Source organism: Pseudoalteromonas sp. B160 (assembly GCF_037162485.1).
In the GTDB taxonomy this organism is placed as follows: Bacteria; Pseudomonadota; Gammaproteobacteria; order Enterobacterales; family Alteromonadaceae; genus Pseudoalteromonas; species Pseudoalteromonas rhizosphaerae.
The window spans coordinates 2,776,538-2,794,198 of sequence record NZ_JARLUX010000001.1; the positions used below are offsets into that span (position 1 = coordinate 2,776,538).

The 17,661-nt window shown below is 40.9% G+C and carries 19 protein-coding genes; 16 read left to right on the forward strand and 3 right to left on the reverse strand.

Annotation, left to right across the window (positions count from 1 at the left end):
• The first annotated feature begins 2 nt into the window (after positions 1-2).
• The 9 genes from P4S61_RS12885 to P4S61_RS12925 all read left to right on the forward strand — a co-directional run bounded on the left by P4S61_RS12885 (position 3) and on the right by P4S61_RS12925 (position 7,475).
• Entirely contained in the window at positions 3-1,205 is a 1,203-nt protein-coding gene (locus P4S61_RS12885; protein WP_337118372.1) for an NADH:ubiquinone reductase (Na(+)-transporting) subunit B, read from the forward strand.
• On the forward strand, positions 1,198-1,947 hold the full coding sequence (locus tag P4S61_RS12890) for a Na(+)-translocating NADH-quinone reductase subunit C (protein ID WP_337118373.1): 750 nt from the start codon (positions 1,198-1,200) through the stop codon (positions 1,945-1,947). Before P4S61_RS12885 ends, P4S61_RS12890 begins: the two co-directional genes overlap by 8 nt.
• The gene (locus P4S61_RS12895) at positions 1,947-2,579 is read left to right on the forward strand and encodes an NADH:ubiquinone reductase (Na(+)-transporting) subunit D (RefSeq protein WP_064665615.1); all 633 of its coding nucleotides are present in this window, start codon (positions 1,947-1,949) and stop codon (positions 2,577-2,579) included. Before P4S61_RS12890 ends, P4S61_RS12895 begins: the two co-directional genes overlap by 1 nt.
• Before the next feature lie 10 nt (positions 2,580-2,589).
• Positions 2,590-3,198 carry an NADH:ubiquinone reductase (Na(+)-transporting) subunit E gene (gene nqrE / locus P4S61_RS12900; RefSeq protein ID WP_054205555.1) on the forward strand — a complete coding sequence of 203 codons (609 nt, stop codon included), beginning with the start codon at positions 2,590-2,592 and terminating at the stop codon, positions 3,196-3,198.
• 19 nt (positions 3,199-3,217) lie between these two features.
• Entirely contained in the window at positions 3,218-4,447 is a 1,230-nt protein-coding gene (gene nqrF, locus P4S61_RS12905; protein WP_335677659.1) for an NADH:ubiquinone reductase (Na(+)-transporting) subunit F, read from the forward strand.
• A gap of 95 nt (positions 4,448-4,542) precedes the next feature.
• Positions 4,543-5,574: an FAD:protein FMN transferase gene (locus P4S61_RS12910; RefSeq protein WP_337118374.1), complete on the forward strand. Its 1,032-nt coding sequence runs from the start codon at positions 4,543-4,545 to the stop codon at positions 5,572-5,574.
• An 84-nt stretch (positions 5,575-5,658) separates the two neighbouring features.
• Complete coding sequence (nqrM, locus tag P4S61_RS12915; RefSeq protein WP_064665619.1) at positions 5,659-5,871, forward strand: (Na+)-NQR maturation NqrM; 213 nt, start codon at positions 5,659-5,661, stop codon at positions 5,869-5,871.
• A gap of 225 nt (positions 5,872-6,096) precedes the next feature.
• A complete protein-coding gene (locus P4S61_RS12920; protein WP_337118375.1) occupies positions 6,097-6,270 on the forward strand; it encodes a hypothetical protein in 174 nt (57 codons plus the stop codon).
• Between the two features lie 74 nt (positions 6,271-6,344).
• A complete protein-coding gene (locus P4S61_RS12925; protein WP_337118376.1) occupies positions 6,345-7,475 on the forward strand; it encodes a PepSY-associated TM helix domain-containing protein in 1,131 nt (376 codons plus the stop codon).
• Positions 7,476-7,581: 106 nt separating this feature from the next.
• Here P4S61_RS12925 and P4S61_RS12930 read toward each other — a convergent pair whose 3' ends face one another.
• On the reverse strand, positions 7,582-8,043 hold the full coding sequence (locus P4S61_RS12930) for a M14 family zinc carboxypeptidase (RefSeq protein WP_337118377.1): 462 nt from the start codon (positions 8,041-8,043) through the stop codon (positions 7,582-7,584).
• 1,274 nt (positions 8,044-9,317) lie between these two features.
• Here P4S61_RS12930 and P4S61_RS12935 point away from each other — a divergent pair.
• The 6 genes from P4S61_RS12935 to cyoE all read left to right on the forward strand — a co-directional run bounded on the left by P4S61_RS12935 (position 9,318) and on the right by cyoE (position 14,815).
• Entirely contained in the window at positions 9,318-9,731 is a 414-nt protein-coding gene (locus P4S61_RS12935) for a hypothetical protein (protein WP_337118378.1), read from the forward strand.
• Between the two features lie 247 nt (positions 9,732-9,978).
• Complete coding sequence (gene cyoA / locus P4S61_RS12940) at positions 9,979-10,902, forward strand: ubiquinol oxidase subunit II (RefSeq protein WP_145241343.1); 924 nt, start codon at positions 9,979-9,981, stop codon at positions 10,900-10,902.
• A gap of 2 nt (positions 10,903-10,904) precedes the next feature.
• The gene (gene cyoB / locus P4S61_RS12945; protein ID WP_337118379.1) at positions 10,905-12,908 is read left to right on the forward strand and encodes a cytochrome o ubiquinol oxidase subunit I; all 2,004 of its coding nucleotides are present in this window, start codon (positions 10,905-10,907) and stop codon (positions 12,906-12,908) included.
• A complete protein-coding gene (gene cyoC, locus P4S61_RS12950; protein ID WP_337118380.1) occupies positions 12,905-13,525 on the forward strand; it encodes a cytochrome o ubiquinol oxidase subunit III in 621 nt (206 codons plus the stop codon). Before cyoB ends, cyoC begins: the two co-directional genes overlap by 4 nt.
• Positions 13,525-13,884 (forward strand): cytochrome o ubiquinol oxidase subunit IV, encoded by a 360-nt coding sequence (gene cyoD, locus P4S61_RS12955; RefSeq protein WP_145241350.1) that lies wholly within the window; start codon positions 13,525-13,527, stop codon positions 13,882-13,884. Before cyoC ends, cyoD begins: the two co-directional genes overlap by 1 nt.
• A 46-nt stretch (positions 13,885-13,930) precedes the next feature.
• A complete protein-coding gene (gene cyoE / locus P4S61_RS12960; RefSeq protein WP_145241352.1) occupies positions 13,931-14,815 on the forward strand; it encodes a heme o synthase in 885 nt (294 codons plus the stop codon).
• 79 nt (positions 14,816-14,894) lie between these two features.
• Here the strand turns inward: cyoE and P4S61_RS12965 are convergent, their stop codons facing one another.
• Both P4S61_RS12965 and P4S61_RS12970 read right to left on the reverse strand, forming a co-directional pair.
• The gene (locus P4S61_RS12965; RefSeq protein ID WP_337118381.1) at positions 14,895-15,497 is read right to left on the reverse strand and encodes an FMN-binding negative transcriptional regulator; all 603 of its coding nucleotides are present in this window, start codon (positions 15,495-15,497) and stop codon (positions 14,895-14,897) included.
• Positions 15,497-16,072, reverse strand: a complete 576-nt coding sequence (locus P4S61_RS12970; RefSeq protein WP_337118382.1) for a GNAT family N-acetyltransferase — start codon at positions 16,070-16,072, stop codon at positions 15,497-15,499. Before P4S61_RS12970 ends, P4S61_RS12965 begins: the two co-directional genes overlap by 1 nt.
• Before the next feature lie 115 nt (positions 16,073-16,187).
• Here P4S61_RS12970 and pdxR point away from each other — a divergent pair, with 115 nt between their 5' ends.
• A complete protein-coding gene (gene pdxR / locus P4S61_RS12975; RefSeq protein ID WP_337118383.1) occupies positions 16,188-17,657 on the forward strand; it encodes a MocR-like pyridoxine biosynthesis transcription factor PdxR in 1,470 nt (489 codons plus the stop codon).
• Positions 17,658-17,661: the final 4 nt, after the last annotated feature.

A 17,661-nucleotide genomic window follows, 5' to 3' on the forward strand; every position in this document is an offset into this window, starting at 1 on the left:
AGATGGGTTTAAAGAAATTTCTAGAAGATATCGAGCCGCATTTTGAAGCCGGTGGTAAACATGAAAAGTTTTATGCGCTGTATGAAGCAGCTGCAACTATTTTTTATACCCCTGGTCACGTAAATAAAGGCGCGACACACGTTCGTGATAACATCGACCTAAAACGCATGATGATTTTAGTGTGGATGGCGACGTTCCCTGCAATGTTTTTTGGTATGTTCAATATCGGTCATCAGGCCGCTGGTGCATTAGCACAAGGTTTTGAACTAGCAAATTCTTGGCAAGTTGGCCTGTTCCAGATATTTGGTGGTGAATTAACTGCTGAATCCGGCTGGGGCGCTAAAATGTTTTATGGCGCATGTTTCTTCCTACCTATTTACGCAGTTACATTTGCTGTAGGTGGTTTCTGGGAAGTTATATTTGCTTCAGTGCGTAAGCATGAAATTAACGAAGGTTTCTTCGTAACGTCTGTGTTATTCGCGCTTATCCTACCTGCAACCATTCCTTTATGGCAAGTTGCACTAGGTATTACATTCGGTGTAGTAATCGCTAAAGAAATCTTTGGTGGTACTGGTCGTAACTTCTTAAACCCTGCATTAGCGGGTCGTGCGTTTTTATTCTTCGCATACCCTGCACAAATTTCAGGTGACACAGTATGGACAGCAGTAGATTCATTCTCTGGTGCAACTATGCTAGGTCAAGCGTTTGTTGGTTCACTTGATTACAGCAACATGGCGCTTTGGTGGGATGCATTTTACGGTTTCATTCAAGGTTCTGTAGGTGAGACATCTACGCTTGCGCTATTAGTGGGTGGCTTATTCCTAATCTACGTACGTATCGCTTCATGGCGTATCGTGCTAGGTGTGTTCTTGGGTATGGTTGCTACAGCATTCTTATTAAATGCAATTGGCTCAGATACTAACCCAGCATTTGCAATGCCTTGGCATTGGCACTTAGTATTGGGTGGATTTGCTTTTGGTATGTTCTTTATGGCGACAGACCCAGTGTCTGCGGCATTTACAGATAAAGCAAAATTCGCATACGGCGCGCTAATTGGTGTGATGGTTGTAATGATCCGTGTAATTAACCCTGCATTCCCAGAGGGTATGATGCTAGCAATTTTATTTGCTAACTTATTTGCACCATTATTTGATCACTTCGTAGTGCAAGCTAATATCAAGCGGAGGTTGGCACGTAATGTCTAGTAATAACGAATCAATCGGCAAAACGCTTACCGTTGTTGTTGCACTATGTTTAGTGTGTGCAATCATCGTATCGTTTGCTTCAGTTCAGCTTCGCCCTTTACAGCAAGCTAACAAAACGCAAGATATTCAAAAAAATATCTTAGCAGCAGCAGGTATTACTGCAGTAGAAAATATCTCTGATACCTTTAACGCTAAAATCGAAGCGCGTGTTGTTAATATGGAAACCGGTGAGTTTGTGGATGTTGATCCAAACTCATTTGATTTCGAAAAAAGCAAGTTCGACCAGAACATCAGTAAGTCTTTAAAAGAGAAAGGTGTTAAAGATATTGCTGGTATCCAGCGTATGACTGACAACTCACCTGTATATATCTCGAAAAAAGCAGACGGTTCTACAGATGCTATCATTCTACCAATCCAAGGTTACGGCCTTTGGGGTGTTATGTATGGTTTCTTAGCGCTTGAAAGCGATGGCGAAACGGTTAAAGATATTAACTTCTACAAGCATAATGAAACACCAGGTCTAGGTGGGGAAATTCAAAACCCACAATGGACTGCAACATGGGAAGGTAAAGAGTTACCTGTCGATGTTGTAAAAAGTGGCGCTAAAAACGATCATCAAATTGATGGTTTATCAGGTGCAACTTTAACGTCTAATGGTGTTGATCACGCAGTTGACTTTTGGACTGGCGAAAACGGCTTTGGTCCTTTCCTTGCGAGAGTACGTGAAGGAGCGTTGAAATAATGGCTGATACTAAAGAAATGAAGTCGGTCCTATTTGGTCCGGTACTGGCAAATAACCCAATCGCACTACAAGTACTTGGTATTTGTTCTGCGCTTGCGGTAACGTCGAGCTTAAAAAATGCGTTAATCATGTCAATCGCATTGACTTTGGTAACGGCTTTTTCAAGCTTCTTTATCTCAATTATTCGTAACCAGATCCCGTCATCTGTACGTATTATCGTGCAAATGACCATCATTGCGTCACTGGTAATCGTGGTTGACCAAGTATTACAAGCCTTCTCTTATGCTACGGCAAAAGAGTTGTCAGTATTCGTTGGTCTAATCATCACTAACTGTATCGTAATGGGTCGTGCTGAAGCATACGCAATGAAGTCGCCGCCAGTTATGTCGTTCCTTGATGGTATCGGTAATGGCTTAGGTTACTCAGTAGTGTTACTTACAGTTGGCTTTATTCGTGAACTATTTGGTAAAGGCACATTATTTGGTGTTGAAATCATCCCTCTTGTACAAGATGGCGGTTGGTATCAACCTATGGGTCTATTGATTTTACCTCCTAGTGCATTCTTCATCATTGGTTTATTCATTTGGGTACTTCGTACTTATAAGAAAGACCAAGTAGAAGCGAAAGGGTAAGGGGCAGACAGTGGAACATTATATTAGTTTATTCGTAAAAGCAGTTTTCATTGAAAACTTAGCTTTAGCCTTCTTCCTAGGTATGTGTACTTTCCTTGCAGTATCAAAGAAAGTAACAACATCTATCGGCCTAGGTGTGGCAGTTATCGTGGTATTGGGTATTTCAGTACCAGTTAACAACTTGGTTTATCATGCGGTTCTTGCACCTGGTGCACTTGAGTGGCTTGGTTACCCTGAAGCGGATCTTAGCTTCTTACGTTTCTTGACGTTTATCGGTGTTATTGCAGCACTAGTACAAATTCTTGAAATGGCATTAGATAAGTTCTTCCCAGCACTTTATAACGCGTTAGGTATCTTCCTTCCGTTGATCACAGTTAACTGTGCAATCTTCGGTGCGGTATCTTTCATGGTTGAACGTAACTATAACTTCACTGAGTCAGTGGTGTATGGTATCGGTTCTGGTGTGGGTTGGGCGCTGGCAATTACTTTACTTGCTGGTATCCGTGAGAAAATGAAATATTCAGACGTGCCAGATGGCCTACGTGGTTTAGGTATTACCTTTATCACTGTTGGTTTAATGGGTCTTGGCTTTATGTCATTCTCTGGTATTTCACTTTAATAGGTAGCGAGGATAAATCATGAGTTATGAGATTTTCTTAGGCGTTGGTGTTTTCATCGCTATCGTTGTACTGCTAGTTTTAGTCATCATTGGTGCTAAATCTAAGCTAGTTGCAAGCGGTGACATCATCATCGGCGTAAATGGCGATCCAGATAAAGCCATTACAACATCAGCAGGTACCAAGCTTTTAGGCGCGTTATCTGAGTCAGGTATCTTCGTATCATCTGCATGTGGTGGCGGTGGCTCTTGTGGTCAGTGTCGTGTACACATTCATTCAGGTGGCGGCGATATCTTACCAACAGAACTTGATCACATCTCTAAAGGTGAAGCCCGTGAAGGCTGTCGTTTAGCGTGTCAGGTAAATGTTAAAAACGACATGGAAATTGAGCTTGAAGAGTCAATTTTCGGTGTTAAAAAATGGGATTGTGAAGTTATCTCTAACGATAACAAAGCAACCTTCATTAAAGAGCTTAAGCTACAAATTCCTGATGGCGAGTCAGTACCGTTTCGTGCCGGTGGTTATATTCAAATTGAAGCCCCTGCGCACCACGTTAAATATGCTGATTTCGATGTACCAGAAGAGTATCGTGGCGATTGGAACCATTTTGGTTTCTTCAAGCTGGAGTCTAAAGTAGACGAAGAAACAATTCGTGCTTACTCAATGGCGAACTACCCAGAAGAAGAAGGCATCATTATGCTTAACGTGCGTATCGCTGCGCCGCCACCAAGAGACTTAAGCCTTCCATGTGGTAAAATGTCATCGTACATTTGGTCACTTAAAGAAGGTGATAAAGTAACTATCTCTGGTCCATTTGGTGAGTTCTTCGCAAAAGACACTGACGCTGAAATGGTATTCGTAGGTGGTGGTGCTGGTATGGCGCCAATGCGTTCACATATCTTTGACCAACTTAAGCGCTTAAACTCTAAGCGTAAGATGAGCTTCTGGTATGGTGCACGTTCTAAACGTGAAATGTTCTACGTAGAAGATTTTGACGGCCTAGCGGCTGAAAATGATAACTTTGTATGGCATACAGCGCTTTCAGATCCACAACCTGAAGATAACTGGGAAGGCTACACTGGCTTTATCCATAACGTGTTATTTGAGAACTATCTTAAAGATCACGAAGCACCGGAAGATTGTGAGTTCTACATGTGTGGTCCTCCAATGATGAACGCTGCGGTTATCACTATGTTGAAAGACTTAGGTGTTGAAGACGAAAATATCTTACTAGATGATTTCGGTGGTTAATACCAAAACTAATTAAAATTAGTTAAAATGCTAGCCTCGTAACAATCATTGTTACGAGGCTTTTTTATATTATTAACTTAACTAAGTAGGCTGCAATGAATAGAGTTTTTCACCCGCAAGGCATCATTGCCTTATTCTTCCTTACCCTCACTTTACTCATTAGTGGTTGTGGCCAGAGCGATGAACCACAAGAGCTTTATCTCGAAGGTAAAACGATGGGGACTACCTACCATATAAAGGTGTTCGCCAATCAAGAAAAATTGGATTCACTGAATTTACTACCAGAGATAACACAGCTTCTTAAAGACATTAATCAATCAATGTCGACCTATATACCGGATTCAGAGATCAATACATTTAATCGTCTATCTGCTGGACAAGTAATGCCAATCAGCAGTGATTTTAGAGCAGTTGTTAGTGAGTCTATTCGACTAGGTAAATCAACTAAAACCCTTGATGTAACTATGGGCCCATTAATTGATTTATGGGGTTTTGGCCCTGATAAAAAACCAACAAAACGTCCAACTGACGCAGAGCTAACCGCGATGGTTGCACAAATTGGCGTTGATAAATTAATACTGACTGAGCAAGGTTTAGCAAAAACAATCGATGGTTTGGAGTTGTCGTTTTCAGCTACTGCAAAAGGCTATGGCATAGATAAAGTGGCTGAGTTATTAGAAAGTCACGATTTAGCTAATTATATGGTTGAAATCGGTGGCGAGCTGAGAGTAGCGGGTAAAAAACCAAATGATCAAGATTGGCGCATTGCGATAGAACAACCGGACGCAGAGCCTGGTGTGCGTAAAGTGCACCGTGTATTAGCGCCGGGTAATAACGGCATTGCGACATCGGGTGATTATCGCATTTACTATGAGATGGATGGTATTACCTATAGCCATTTAATTGATCCAGCAACCGGTATGCCAAGTCGTCATGATCTAGTATCGGTTACTGTATTGCATCCATCAGCGATGACAGCTGACGGCCTTGCAACAGCACTGACTGTGATGGGGATGGATAAAGCCAAAGCCTATGCTGAAAAAAATGATTTACCGGTTTATCTGATCGGCAAATCAAAAGATGGCTTAGTGACTTATTCGAGCCCTGCATTTAAACCCTATTTGTAGCGCGGTTTAAATCAGTTTATAATAGCAACAGCTTGGTGATTATCATCAAGCATTATTTTATTGCTGATCAATAGGGGCTAAGCAATGTCACTTTTTCTTCTTACATTTGGTTTATTGCTTTTAATAGTTGCGGCGATGGCTGTGGGCATGATGGTACAAAAGAAATCTATGGCCAGCAGTTGTGGTGGTTTAGGCTCTGTAGGTATTGATAAGGCCTGTGATTGCGATGATCCATGCGACAAGCGTAAAAAGCGTATGGAAAAAGAGCAAGTTTGGAAAGAAAACCAAATTTTATAAGCTCGTGATAGCTAGCAAATATACATTAAAAAAGCGCCTCTTTAATAACAGGCGCTTTTTTAATGCCCACTTACGGCTAAAATGTGGCAAGTAATCGACCACTGCGACAATATGTCACACCCAGTGAAGCTCGTATGGACTGTATAATATGATGTATTCCTAATCGTTTATTCACTGCAAGGCATTGATTATCAATTAACAACTTAATTAACAACGCAATTAAACTTGGCTGCGAAACTGCGTGCGCTTTCTGATTACGAATTAGCACTAAGTAATAGCCAAGGACGATATGGTGACTTTTCACTACTTAGGCTTAAAGCAAGTTATGACGTTAATTCGGCACTGATGTTAAGCACGCAAGTTGATAATTTAACTGATGAGTATTATGAATATGTATAGTGGGATGACTCGTAAACTCTGCATAGCCCAGCACAAGGTCGTGCTATATCTGTTGCAATTAAGTTTAAGTATTAATGGGTAAGCAGTTACTCGCGTGGCGCAAGTTGGCAAGGCGACTTCATCTATGGTTGGGGTTAAGCCTTGGCATGTTTTTTGTGATCCTTTGCTTGTCAGGAGCTGCACTTGTTTATTATCCGCAAATAGATACCTGGTTGCATCCGGAATTAGCAAATGCAGCGCAGCAACCGTGTGATTACAACACTGCATTAAAAACATTACGCATGCAGTATCCAGATAAGCTGGGACCGTGGCGGTTTGAAGTGACCCCTGAACAACAATTCATTCCGGCGCGCTATTATAACCCTCAAGAGACTCAAGGGCAGGATTTTGCACCTATGATGGTGTGGTTGTCATCTGATGGCAGCACCTTGCTCAGACAGTCATTTTGGGGCGATTACCTAGTAACTTGGCTGTATAACTTGCACTTTACTTTACTACTTGGCAGTACAGGGACAATTATTGTCGGTTACCTTGGAATTGGCAGCGCGCTCTTATTACTCACAGGTTTAGTTGCGTGGTGGCCTAAGTCAGGTTTTTGGTTGAGGCAATTGCGTTTTAAGCGCCGCGCTGCTTTATTAGGACACATGTACGATTGGCATAAAACAATCGGTTTAGTGATGTTGTTACCCTTGTTTATTCTTACTAGTACCGGTGCGATGCTAGCCTTGCCCAAAGAGACCAATGGCTTGCTTGGCTGGGCACTGGGTGAAGTCGAAAGTGCCGCAAGACCAGCACCACAGTTAACTTTTTCAAACCCGCAAATTAGTGTTACTCAGGCTGTGAAAATAGCACAAACACAACTGCCTAAAGCGCGACTTGCATGGATAGAAACTCCCAGCGTAAACCAAGGCTATTATCGACTGCGCATGCAGGTAAGTGATGATAAATCGACACGTTTTCCAAACAGTTATATTGATATTAATCCGCGCTCAGGTGAGGTAGTGAAGGTCTTCGATCTTAGGCAGCAAGGAATAAGTAACCAAATCAAAAACTGGCTACATCCACTGCATAATGGCAGTGTAGGTGGACTAAGCCTTAAAGTGCTATGGATCATCGCCTCGTTGGCAAGTTTAGGGTTGGCTTGGCTAGGTTGGTATCGTTATTATCTACGTAAAAATACAGCCAAAAAAGATCGCAAAAAATAACAAGCCCTGAGAACAGGGCTAACGTACTTAAATTTAAAGTTTTATAAGTTGACTACCTAATACGGCGTATTCGATGTGTTTATCGTTGCGTAGTAAAAAGTGTGCTTTAGCTCCACGCTTTAGCATCGCGGTTTAAATCTATTCCTTGCGCATTAAAACGGGTTTGCAGCTGTGCCCCATCGGGATTGACCATAGGAATGATCATCAGTGATAGTTTGTTTTGCCAATTTTCTCGCCATGCATCATTTTTTGTTTCGATTGCATAGCTTAAAAAATCCGTTAATGCGGCACTTGCCGTATTTTCATCACCATGCATTTGGCTCCACATCATAACTTTGATTGGCCCCGAGCCAATATAAAATGCATCAATTGATTTACCTAAGAATGATTGACCTAAATTTTTTCGCTCTATGCTGGGGTGAGCAGCTAACGTATCTAGTAAAGGAGCAAGATCAGCGTGTGTAATCGCTGCTTTGTTTAATCCTTTAATTTGGTGCATTGCGATTGGTGCGGCAGTTAAGCTAAATGAGTAACTAAGTAAGCCAACTAGTATGGTTTTGCGAATCATATTAATATCCTGTTATTCTTATTTTGCAATTTTTTGAGAATATAATATTAAAATGGATCGATCCAAAATTATCTTCACTTTAAGTGAAATCATTTCTCATAACTGTGATGCTTAGCGGGCTTTGTTTTCAATTGATTGTTTATTATAAAATAATATCTTTTGATAAAGTTTTTTGTGAACATTTAAGTTGATTTTAGGGTTAAAATTTAGACTAAAGTCTATGAGTTAATTTTTTTCATCTATCAGATTTATTTTTATCAGTTGTAAGCTTTGAGCTATTACACTAAATTTAGTTTCAAGGAAGCGAAATGAACAAGCCGCTTACAAAGAATCTTTATAATTGTGTGTGAAGATGTTGTCAAAGGCGGTTCAAGTTTAGTACAAACTGGGCTTGAACTGTTTTTATTTTACTGCCACATGATTGGACGAACTGAAAGTTTGTCACTGAATTACAGTGTTTATTGAACAACGCTAAAACTGAATCTTTATAATTGTGTGTGAAGATGTTGTCAAAAAGACAGTTCAAGTTTAGTTAACCTGAGCTTGAACTGCTTTTATTTACTGCCACGCGATTAAATGAACTTATTGTTCATCAGTGAATCTACAATACGTATTGAAAAATATTAGAACCGAATCTTTATAATTGTGTGTGAAGATGTTGTCAAAAAGACGACTCAAGTTAGGGGATAACTTGGCTTGAGTTGCTTTTTATTTTAACCGACATGCAGTTAGATGGCGAAGCAGCCAATACCAAATTCAATAGCGAATACGCTATTAAACGAATCTTTATAATTGTGTGTGAAGATGTTGTCAAAAAGACGACTCAAGTTAGGGGATAACTTGGCTTGAGTTGCTTTTTATTTTAACCGACATGCAGTTAGATGGCGAAGCAGCCAATACCAAATTCAATAGCGAATACGCTATTAAACGAATCTTTATAATTGTGTGTGAAGATGTTGTTAAAAAGACGACTCAAGTTAGGGGATAACTTAGCTTGAGTTGCTTTTTATTTTATAAAAGCCGCCAATTATCATTTAAGTTATTTTTAAAGCGCCAGTATGGCGCTTTTTTTATAGCTGTAATTCAATATATTAATAAAAAGTTAGCCCGCTATGTTGTTTTATACTTGTAGCTTGTGTTGACTTTGTTATAATCCTCCCGAAATTTCAGTAATTACTGAAACTTTATTGATTAAGATCATAACAACGAAGTGGAAAATAGCGTAAAGCCAATCTCTTTACTTCGTAATATATAACCAATAAGGCCATATACGTTTGAATTCGCAAAATTGTCCGCCAGCAAAAACGCACTCTACGCTTAGTAGATGGCAGTTGCGTGCGCGTGCACTTTTTGCCGGACGAGAGCTATTTTCTGTATTAGTTATTTTATTAATTAATTCAGCCATGCTGGTAAATGGTAGTATTGAAGATGCGACAGAGCTAAAAAGCTTATTAACTGAAGGGGCTGTATATGAGTCATCTTTAATTAATGTATTGGGCTTTTTGGCATATCCAGTTGTGTCGTGCCAGTTACTTATTGGTTTATGTTGGTTGATTTTTCACTTTTTCCCAGGGCGTCGTGCTGGGGTTATTTTACGCAAAGCAGCCTTTGCTTTTCGTCAAACAAAAACATCTTTAGTAGTACACAGCGCTCATGGTTGTCGTGCTCCACCTCTTGTTAATGGTTGAACGCTACTCGTTATAGATAGTTTGGCTTTTTAACTATTCTGCTGATTCTGTCCGCTGTAATAACGCTTAGCCGCAGTGTACCTGCGATTCAACCAACACCCTCAAATTCCTTTATTACTTTTTTGATGCTTAGTATTTTTTATGGCGCTAAAAAGTTACCTGAGGAATATTCAAACCGTTGTTTTTACGCTTTTATTTAGAGTTGTAGGGGCAGCACATATCAAATTTTAGGTTGTAGGATAGTCCTTTGTTAATTCGAAACCTCTGTAATATTGCTCTGGGCACAACTGTGCTCGCACTGACTGGCTGTAAAGGCGGGGTGCTTGATCCAAAAGGGCAAGTTGGGATAGATGAAAAAAATCTGATCATCATTGCCACTGTGCTGATGTTAATTGTGGTTATTCCTGTGATTGTGATGACCTTGTACTTTGCGTGGAAATATCGTGATGGCCAAGAGCAGCAAATTTATGCGCCAAAATGGGCACACTCAGGAAAAATTGAAGCCGCAGTCTGGGCCATTCCTATTGTGATAGTGATTGTACTGGGTGTCATTACTTGGCAATCAACGCAACAGCTTGACCCTTATAAACCGCTTGAAGGTAAAGGCAAACACTTAACAGTTGAAGTGGTATCACTGAATTGGAAATGGCTGTTTATTTATCCTGAGCAAGGTATTGCTACGGTTAATGAATTGGTATTTCCAGCCAATGTACCGGTGGAATATAAAATCACCTCAGAAAGTACCATGAACTCATTTTTCATCCCACAACTAGGTAGCCAAATCTACTCGATGGCGGGCATGGAAACTAAGTTGCATTTGATTGCTAATGAACCAGGTACGTTTAAAGGCTTTTCTGCTAACTACAGCGGCGCAGGTTTTACTGGTATGAAATTTAATGCCATAGCTACGCCAACGCAAGCTGACTTTGATACGTGGGTAAACAAGGTGAAAAGCCAAGCTAATACGCTCACTAAAGCGAATTATGATGCACTGGCATTACCGAGTGAAAACAACCCAGTGACTTATTTTGCTGATGTTGATGATGGCTTGTTCCACACCATCATTATGAAATATATGCAAGCACATGGTGATATGAACAAAATGCACAGTGCAATGCCTGAGCACAGCGGTCATGAAAATCACACAATGCACAGCGAGGGCGAGGAATAATTATGTCGTTATTTGGAAAATTATCGTTAGATGCCATTCCGTTTCATGAACCTATTTTGATGGTGACAATGGCGGTAGTAGTGATTGCAGGGGCATTGATTGCAGCTTTAGTCACAAAATATAAAAAATGGGGTGTGCTATGGCACGACTGGATCACCTCAATCGATCATAAACGCTTAGGTGTGATGTACATTATCCTTGCCTTGATCATGCTGTTTCGTGGTTTCTCAGATGCCATTATGATGCGGGCACAATTGGCGCTTGCTACAGGAGGCGCAACGGGTTATTTGCCGCCAGAGCATTATGACCAAATCTTCACCGCGCATGGGGTGATTATGATCATCTTTATGGCGATGCCATTTATGATTGGTCTAATGAATATTGTATTGCCACTGCAAATTGGTGCGCGCGATGTAGCATTTCCGTTTTTAAATAATCTAAGTTTTTGGCTTACTGCCGGTGGTGCAATATTAATTAATATTTCATTGTTCTGTGGTGAATTTGCAAAAACAGGTTGGGTGGCTTATCCGCCGCTATCGGAGATGTCTTTTAGCCCTGGAGTCGGGGTCGATTATTATATTTGGGCACTGCAAATATCAGGTATTGGTACACTATTAACGGCAGTAAACTTTTTAGTAACAGTGTTTAAAATGCGTGCCCCTGGTATGCGTTTAATGCAAATGCCAATTTTTACCTGGACATGTACATGGGCAAATATCTTAATTGCTGCGTCATTTCCAATCTTAACTGCGGTGTTGACTATGTTAACGCTAGACCGTTATTTAGGCTTCCACTTCTTTACTAATGAAGCTGGCGGCAACGCCATGATGTACATCAACCTGTTTTGGGCTTGGGGTCACCCTGAAGTGTATATCTTGATTTTACCTGCGTTTGGTATTTTCTCTGAAGTTATCTCGACCTTTACTGGTAAACGTTTATTTGGTTATAAATCTATGGTTTATGCCAGTGGTGCAATTTCTATCTTAGGTTTTATTGTTTGGTTACACCATTTCTTCACTATGGGGTCCAGTGCTAATGTTAATGCCTTCTTTGGCGTAATGACCATGGTCATTGCGGTGCCCACCGGAGTGAAACTGTTTAACTGGTTATTTACTATTTATCGTGGTCGTTTACGCATCACAGTTCCTGTACTTTGGACACTTGGCTTTATGGTGACCTTTACAATCGGCGGGATGACAGGAGTACTACTAGCAATCCCAGGTGCTGATTATGTATTACACAACAGCCTATTCCTGATTGCACATTTTCATAACACCATCATCGGCGGTGCGGTATTTGGATACTTGGCTGGTTTCGCATTTTGGTTCCCGAAAGCAATGGGCTTTAAACTTCACGAAGGTTGGGGCAAGGCGTCTTTCTGGTGTTGGTTAATTGGTTTCTTTGTTGCATTTATGCCGTTATACGTACTTGGTTTCTTAGGTATGACACGTCGCTTAAACCACACCAATAACCCAGATTGGAATATCTGGTTATACATTGCCTTTGTCGGTGCGGTGATCATTATGTTTGGTATTTTGTTCCAAGTTGTACAGCTTATTGTGAGCTTTAAAAATCGTGAATCACTAAAAGATACAACCGGCGATCCGTGGAATGGTCATACGCTTGAGTGGTCAACATCGTCACCACCACAGTATTACAACTTTGCTACTATCCCACATGTTCATGACATTGATACTTGGACTGACATGAAAGAAAAAGGTCAAGCGTATCAACAGCAAGAAAGTTATGCACCTATACACATGCCAAAAAATACCTCATCTGGCGTGTTGATGAGTGCGTGTTTTACTACTTTCTGTTTTGCCATGATTTGGCATATTTGGTGGTTAGCGATTGTCGGTGTTATTGCTGGCATCACGGTATTCTTTAAGCGCTGTTACACCAGTGATGTTGATTACTACGTGCAACCAGAAGAAATTCTTGAAATTGAAAGTGCACATAATAAAAGTGCAACAACATTTAACCAAGGTAAGGAGTTCAGCGCATGAGTGCTACCTCTGCAGATATAAATATCATCAATCATGATGCCCATGCTCACGAGCATCATGATACTGGTGGCGATACGGTATTTGGTTTTTGGCTTTACTTAATGACCGACTGCTTATTGTTTGCTTCTTTCTTTGCCACCTACGCTGTGCTTTATATGAATACAGCGGGTGGCGTATCTGGCAAAGATATTTTTGAACTGGACTTTGTAGCGGTTGAAACTGCTGCATTGCTACTAAGTAGTATCACTTTTGGTTTTGCGATGATCTCAGCTCATGCGCAAAAGAAGGCCGCTACATTAACGTGGCTGGCAATTACTTTTGCTTTTGGTGCTGTGTTTATTGGTATGGAAATTTATGAATTTCATCATTTAATTGCCCATGGTAATGGCCCGCAGCGCAGCGCATTTTTAACCTCGCTCTTCTCTTTAGTAGGCTTACACGGTATGCACGTAACCGCTGGTCTAATTTGGATGGCGACGATGATGATCGAAGTATCACGTCGTGGTTTAAACTCAGCAACCGTTACACGTTTAAGTTGCTTAAGTTTGTTTTGGCACTTTTTAGATGTGGTATGGATCTGCGTATTTACCGTTGTTTACTTAATGGGAGTGATGTAATGAGCCACAGTGAATCACATGTATTTAATGAGCTACATACACAAAGCCATAGTGATGCTTCACATGGCAGTGTTAAAGACTATTTAATAGGTTTTGTTTTATCAATCATTCTAACGGCCATTCCATTTTGGGCGGTGATGAGCGGTACATTGTCAAAACCAACCACATTTGCCTGTGTTGTCGTAATGGCCATTGTGCAAATTTGGGTGCATTTAAAATACTTCTTGCACCTGAACTTTACCACCGAAGACGGTAAAGCCAGTTCGTTATCGTTCATCTTCAGTGCGCTGATCATCGTCATGGTGGTTGGCCTGTCTGTATGGATCATCTACGAATCGAACGCCATGATGATGTACTAGCCCCAGCTAGTACGTTTTCGTAAAGCAAAGAATAGGGGAACTGCAGATGTTTCGTCGTTATTTAAAGGTCACTAAGCCCGGTATTATCATGGGTAATTTGATCTCGGTTGCGGGTGGGTTTTTACTCGCCTCGCGTGGTGATATTGATGGCTGGCTAATGCTTGCTACATTAGTTGGTTTATCACTGGTGGTAGCCTCAGGTTGCGTGATCAATAATGTGATCGACCGTGATATTGATATTCGCATGGCGCGTACGCGAACACGGGTAACCGTTACCGGTGAAATGTCTGCAACCACGGCTTTGCTGCATGGCACAGTACTTGGCTTACTAGGCTTTGCTTTACTAATGGTTTTTACTAACTGGATTGCGGTATTTTTTGCTGTGTTTGGTTATGTCATATACGTGGGTGTTTACAGCTTATATATGAAGCGTCGCTCAGTGTATGGCACGTTTATCGGTAGTTTATCAGGAGCAGTACCACCAGTGGTAGGGTACTGTGCTGTTTCAGCACAGTTTGATGTTGGCGCGTTGATCTTATTAGTAATGTTTAGTTTGTGGCAAATGCCGCACTCTTATGCGATTGCTATTTTTCGCTATAAAGACTACCAAGCTGCGCGTATTCCGGTATTACCGGTAGCGCAAGGTATTGATAAAGCTAAACATCATATTGTGTTGTATATCGCGGTATATGCGTTAGTGGTAATGTTATTAACCATCGGCGGTTATACCGGTATGGCTTTTTTAGCTGTTGCTTGCACTACTAGTTTTTGGTGGTTATTAATGGCGCTGCGAGGTTATCGTCGTAATATTGATATTAGTGGTTGGGCACGCCAAGTATTTGCGTTTTCAATTGTGAATATCACTGCACTGAGTATCGCCATGGCAGTTGATTACCAAAATATTGCCCCGCATCTGTTTGCTTTTAACTAATTACTAAACCGAGTTTATTTCAAAGTTAACCAAAGGCTCTAAGATCTCCGAGGAGCCTTTTTTCATTTTTATAGCACCGCTAATTGATTAACTCAGCAATACTGAGTTTCCCCGCTAACATTAAACTTTGCTTTATGGCTGCACGTATTTCAGCTGGCTTGTTTTGACTAAGTTTAAAATTGCCCTGCCAATGAATGGTAATAAATTCAATAAAACTTAATTGTTGATACATTGCCTTGCGCTGCTGTACGGGTACCTCATTAATTTGCCATTTATCTGTAGCATGCTCAGTAAAGTGTTGCTCAAAGTGATCGGTTAGTCGTTGCATGATCTGTTCTTTGTGCTGTTGGTCTTTAACAATACGCACTTTAGCTGTCACATAAACACTCGAATAAAGCCAACTAGGTAGGGTTTTATTGTGTGCGTAAGCGGGCGATAAATAGCAATCATCGCCACTAAACAATAGCTTCACTGATTGACCATCAAATGATGACAGGGGATTATATTTGGCCACATGGCCGATAAAAACCTCGCGAGCTGGGTCATATAATAACGGCACGCGGCATATATCATTGAGTTGGTTTTGTGTATTAGGCATTAAAATGGTCGCCAGTGGATAGCTATTTACTAACTGTTGTAATTGCTTGCTATCATGTTGTTGAAAATGGGCCGCTGGGTACATTATAGTTTTCCTTCTAACTGAGATTTTATTGTCGGCCATTGCTCGTCTATAATACTGAACTGAGCGGTGTTTCGGTATGAGCCATCAGCAAGTAACCTGTCTTTATAACTAATGCCTTCAAAGCGCGCGCCAAGGCGTGCTATAGCATTACGCGATTTTTGGTTTTGTTCATGGGTATTAAAAGCAATACGCACTAAGCCTAATTCTTTGAACGCATATTGCAGTAGCAAGTATTTAGCGTGGGTATTTACAAAACTACGTTGCCACTTTTTAGCAATAAATGTGTGGCCAATCTCGGCGCTGTAATTTTTTTTATCTAACCTAAATAAACGTGTAGTACCAAGCACCTGCTTACTTACTTTATCAACTATGGCGTAGACTATTTGTTGTTCGGCATTAAACTGCGCTGTATTGATAAACCAATCATCGAGAATTGCACGGGTTTGGGTGTAATTTATTAAAACCCAACGCCATATTTGTGGATCTTGGCCTGCTTGATATAGCCCCTCGAGGTGGTTTTGTGTTAGTGGCTCTAAAGCCAGCTTACTGGTTTGATGAATGTGTTTTGTAAACATGATAAGCCCCATATTTTGCTATTTATGAATAACAAAGGTACGCTACTTTGGTCAGTAATAAACAACCAGTTTTAGCTTTTTAACTAGACCAGTTTAGAGTGTTTTTGGAGTCGTAATGCAGCCGTTAGTTATTGAATTTGATGAGTCAGAGCCTGCCAAATATTTGCAACTAGCCAGCGCGATACGCAGTGCCATAATGCAAGGCAAGCTTGCGCCAGGGGTAAAACTCAGCTCGGCGCGTGTCATGGCAAACACTTATCAGCTCAATCGCCATACAGTGATGAATGCTTTGCAATTATTAGTAGCGGAAGGCTGGCTTGAATCTCAGCAGCGCTCAGGTTATCGGATCACCAAGTCATTGCCCATTCAAAGTAGTGTTAGTACCTCAAGTACTCCAATACTGAAAGTAAAACCTTATCAATTTGCTAAAACATTGGCTGTGCCTGCTGCTGGAATGGATTTAACTGCGTATAAATATAACTTTGCTGGTGGCTTGCCTGATCTTGCCAGTTTCCCACAAAAAGAATTTAAACGCTCCATCAGCCATGTGTGTAATCACTTAGATATCAATCAACTGCATTATGGGCAGGTCAGTGGTAACGAGCAATTAAAAGCTCATATTTGTGATTACTTATACAAAGCGCGTAATTTAAACGTAAGCGACGTATTGATCTGCAATGGCTCGCAAGAAGCACTGTTTTTAATCGCAAAAGCGTTTATAAAAAAAGATGACTTTGTCGCAGTAGAAACGTTAGGTTATCCGCCAGCAAGGCAAGCATTTGCAGCTTGTGGCGCGCAATTGATTGATATAAAACAAGACGATGAAGGCTTATGTGTTGATGATTTAAAAGCCCAGCTGGAATGTTATCCAATTAAAATGCTGTACTTAACGCCGCTGCACCAATACCCAACTACCGTGACCTTATCGCCAACGCGGCGCTTGCAAATTTATCAACTGTGTTATGCCCATAACGTGATGATCATCGAAGATGACTACGACCATGAATTTCATTATCGCTGTCAGCCATTACAACCCATGGCCGCCGATGACCCCGCGGGCATTGTTATTTATCTATCGACGTTTTCAAAGATTATGTTTTCAGCCGCACGTATCGGTTATATCTGCGCAGCGCCTGAAGTATTAGCGCAATTAACTGCGTGGAAGCAGCTGATGAACCATAAGAACGATGTGATCATGCAATTAGCTGTGGCGCACTGGATGAAAGAAGGTGGCTTTGAACGCCATTTAAAGCGTATGACCAAACTGTATAAACAGCGCTATGAAGCGATGGATGATTATCTTACGCAGTTGCAAACATCAGGCTACCCAATCGAGTATAAAAAGCCCGACGGCGGCATGGCGATGTGGGTCAACTTTAATAAAGACACTCAGTACTTAAAAGCGCAGTTAGCAAAGCAAGGTATATATTTACAAACCCAAGCCGAGTTTTACTTTACCAACTCAGTACGTAGTTTAAAGCCCATAAACTATAGCTATGCTCGGCTTGGTTTTGCAGGACAATCGAGCGAGAAGATGCAGCAAGGGTTAAAGTTTATAACTATGCAACTATTTTCGAGTAAATAATTTT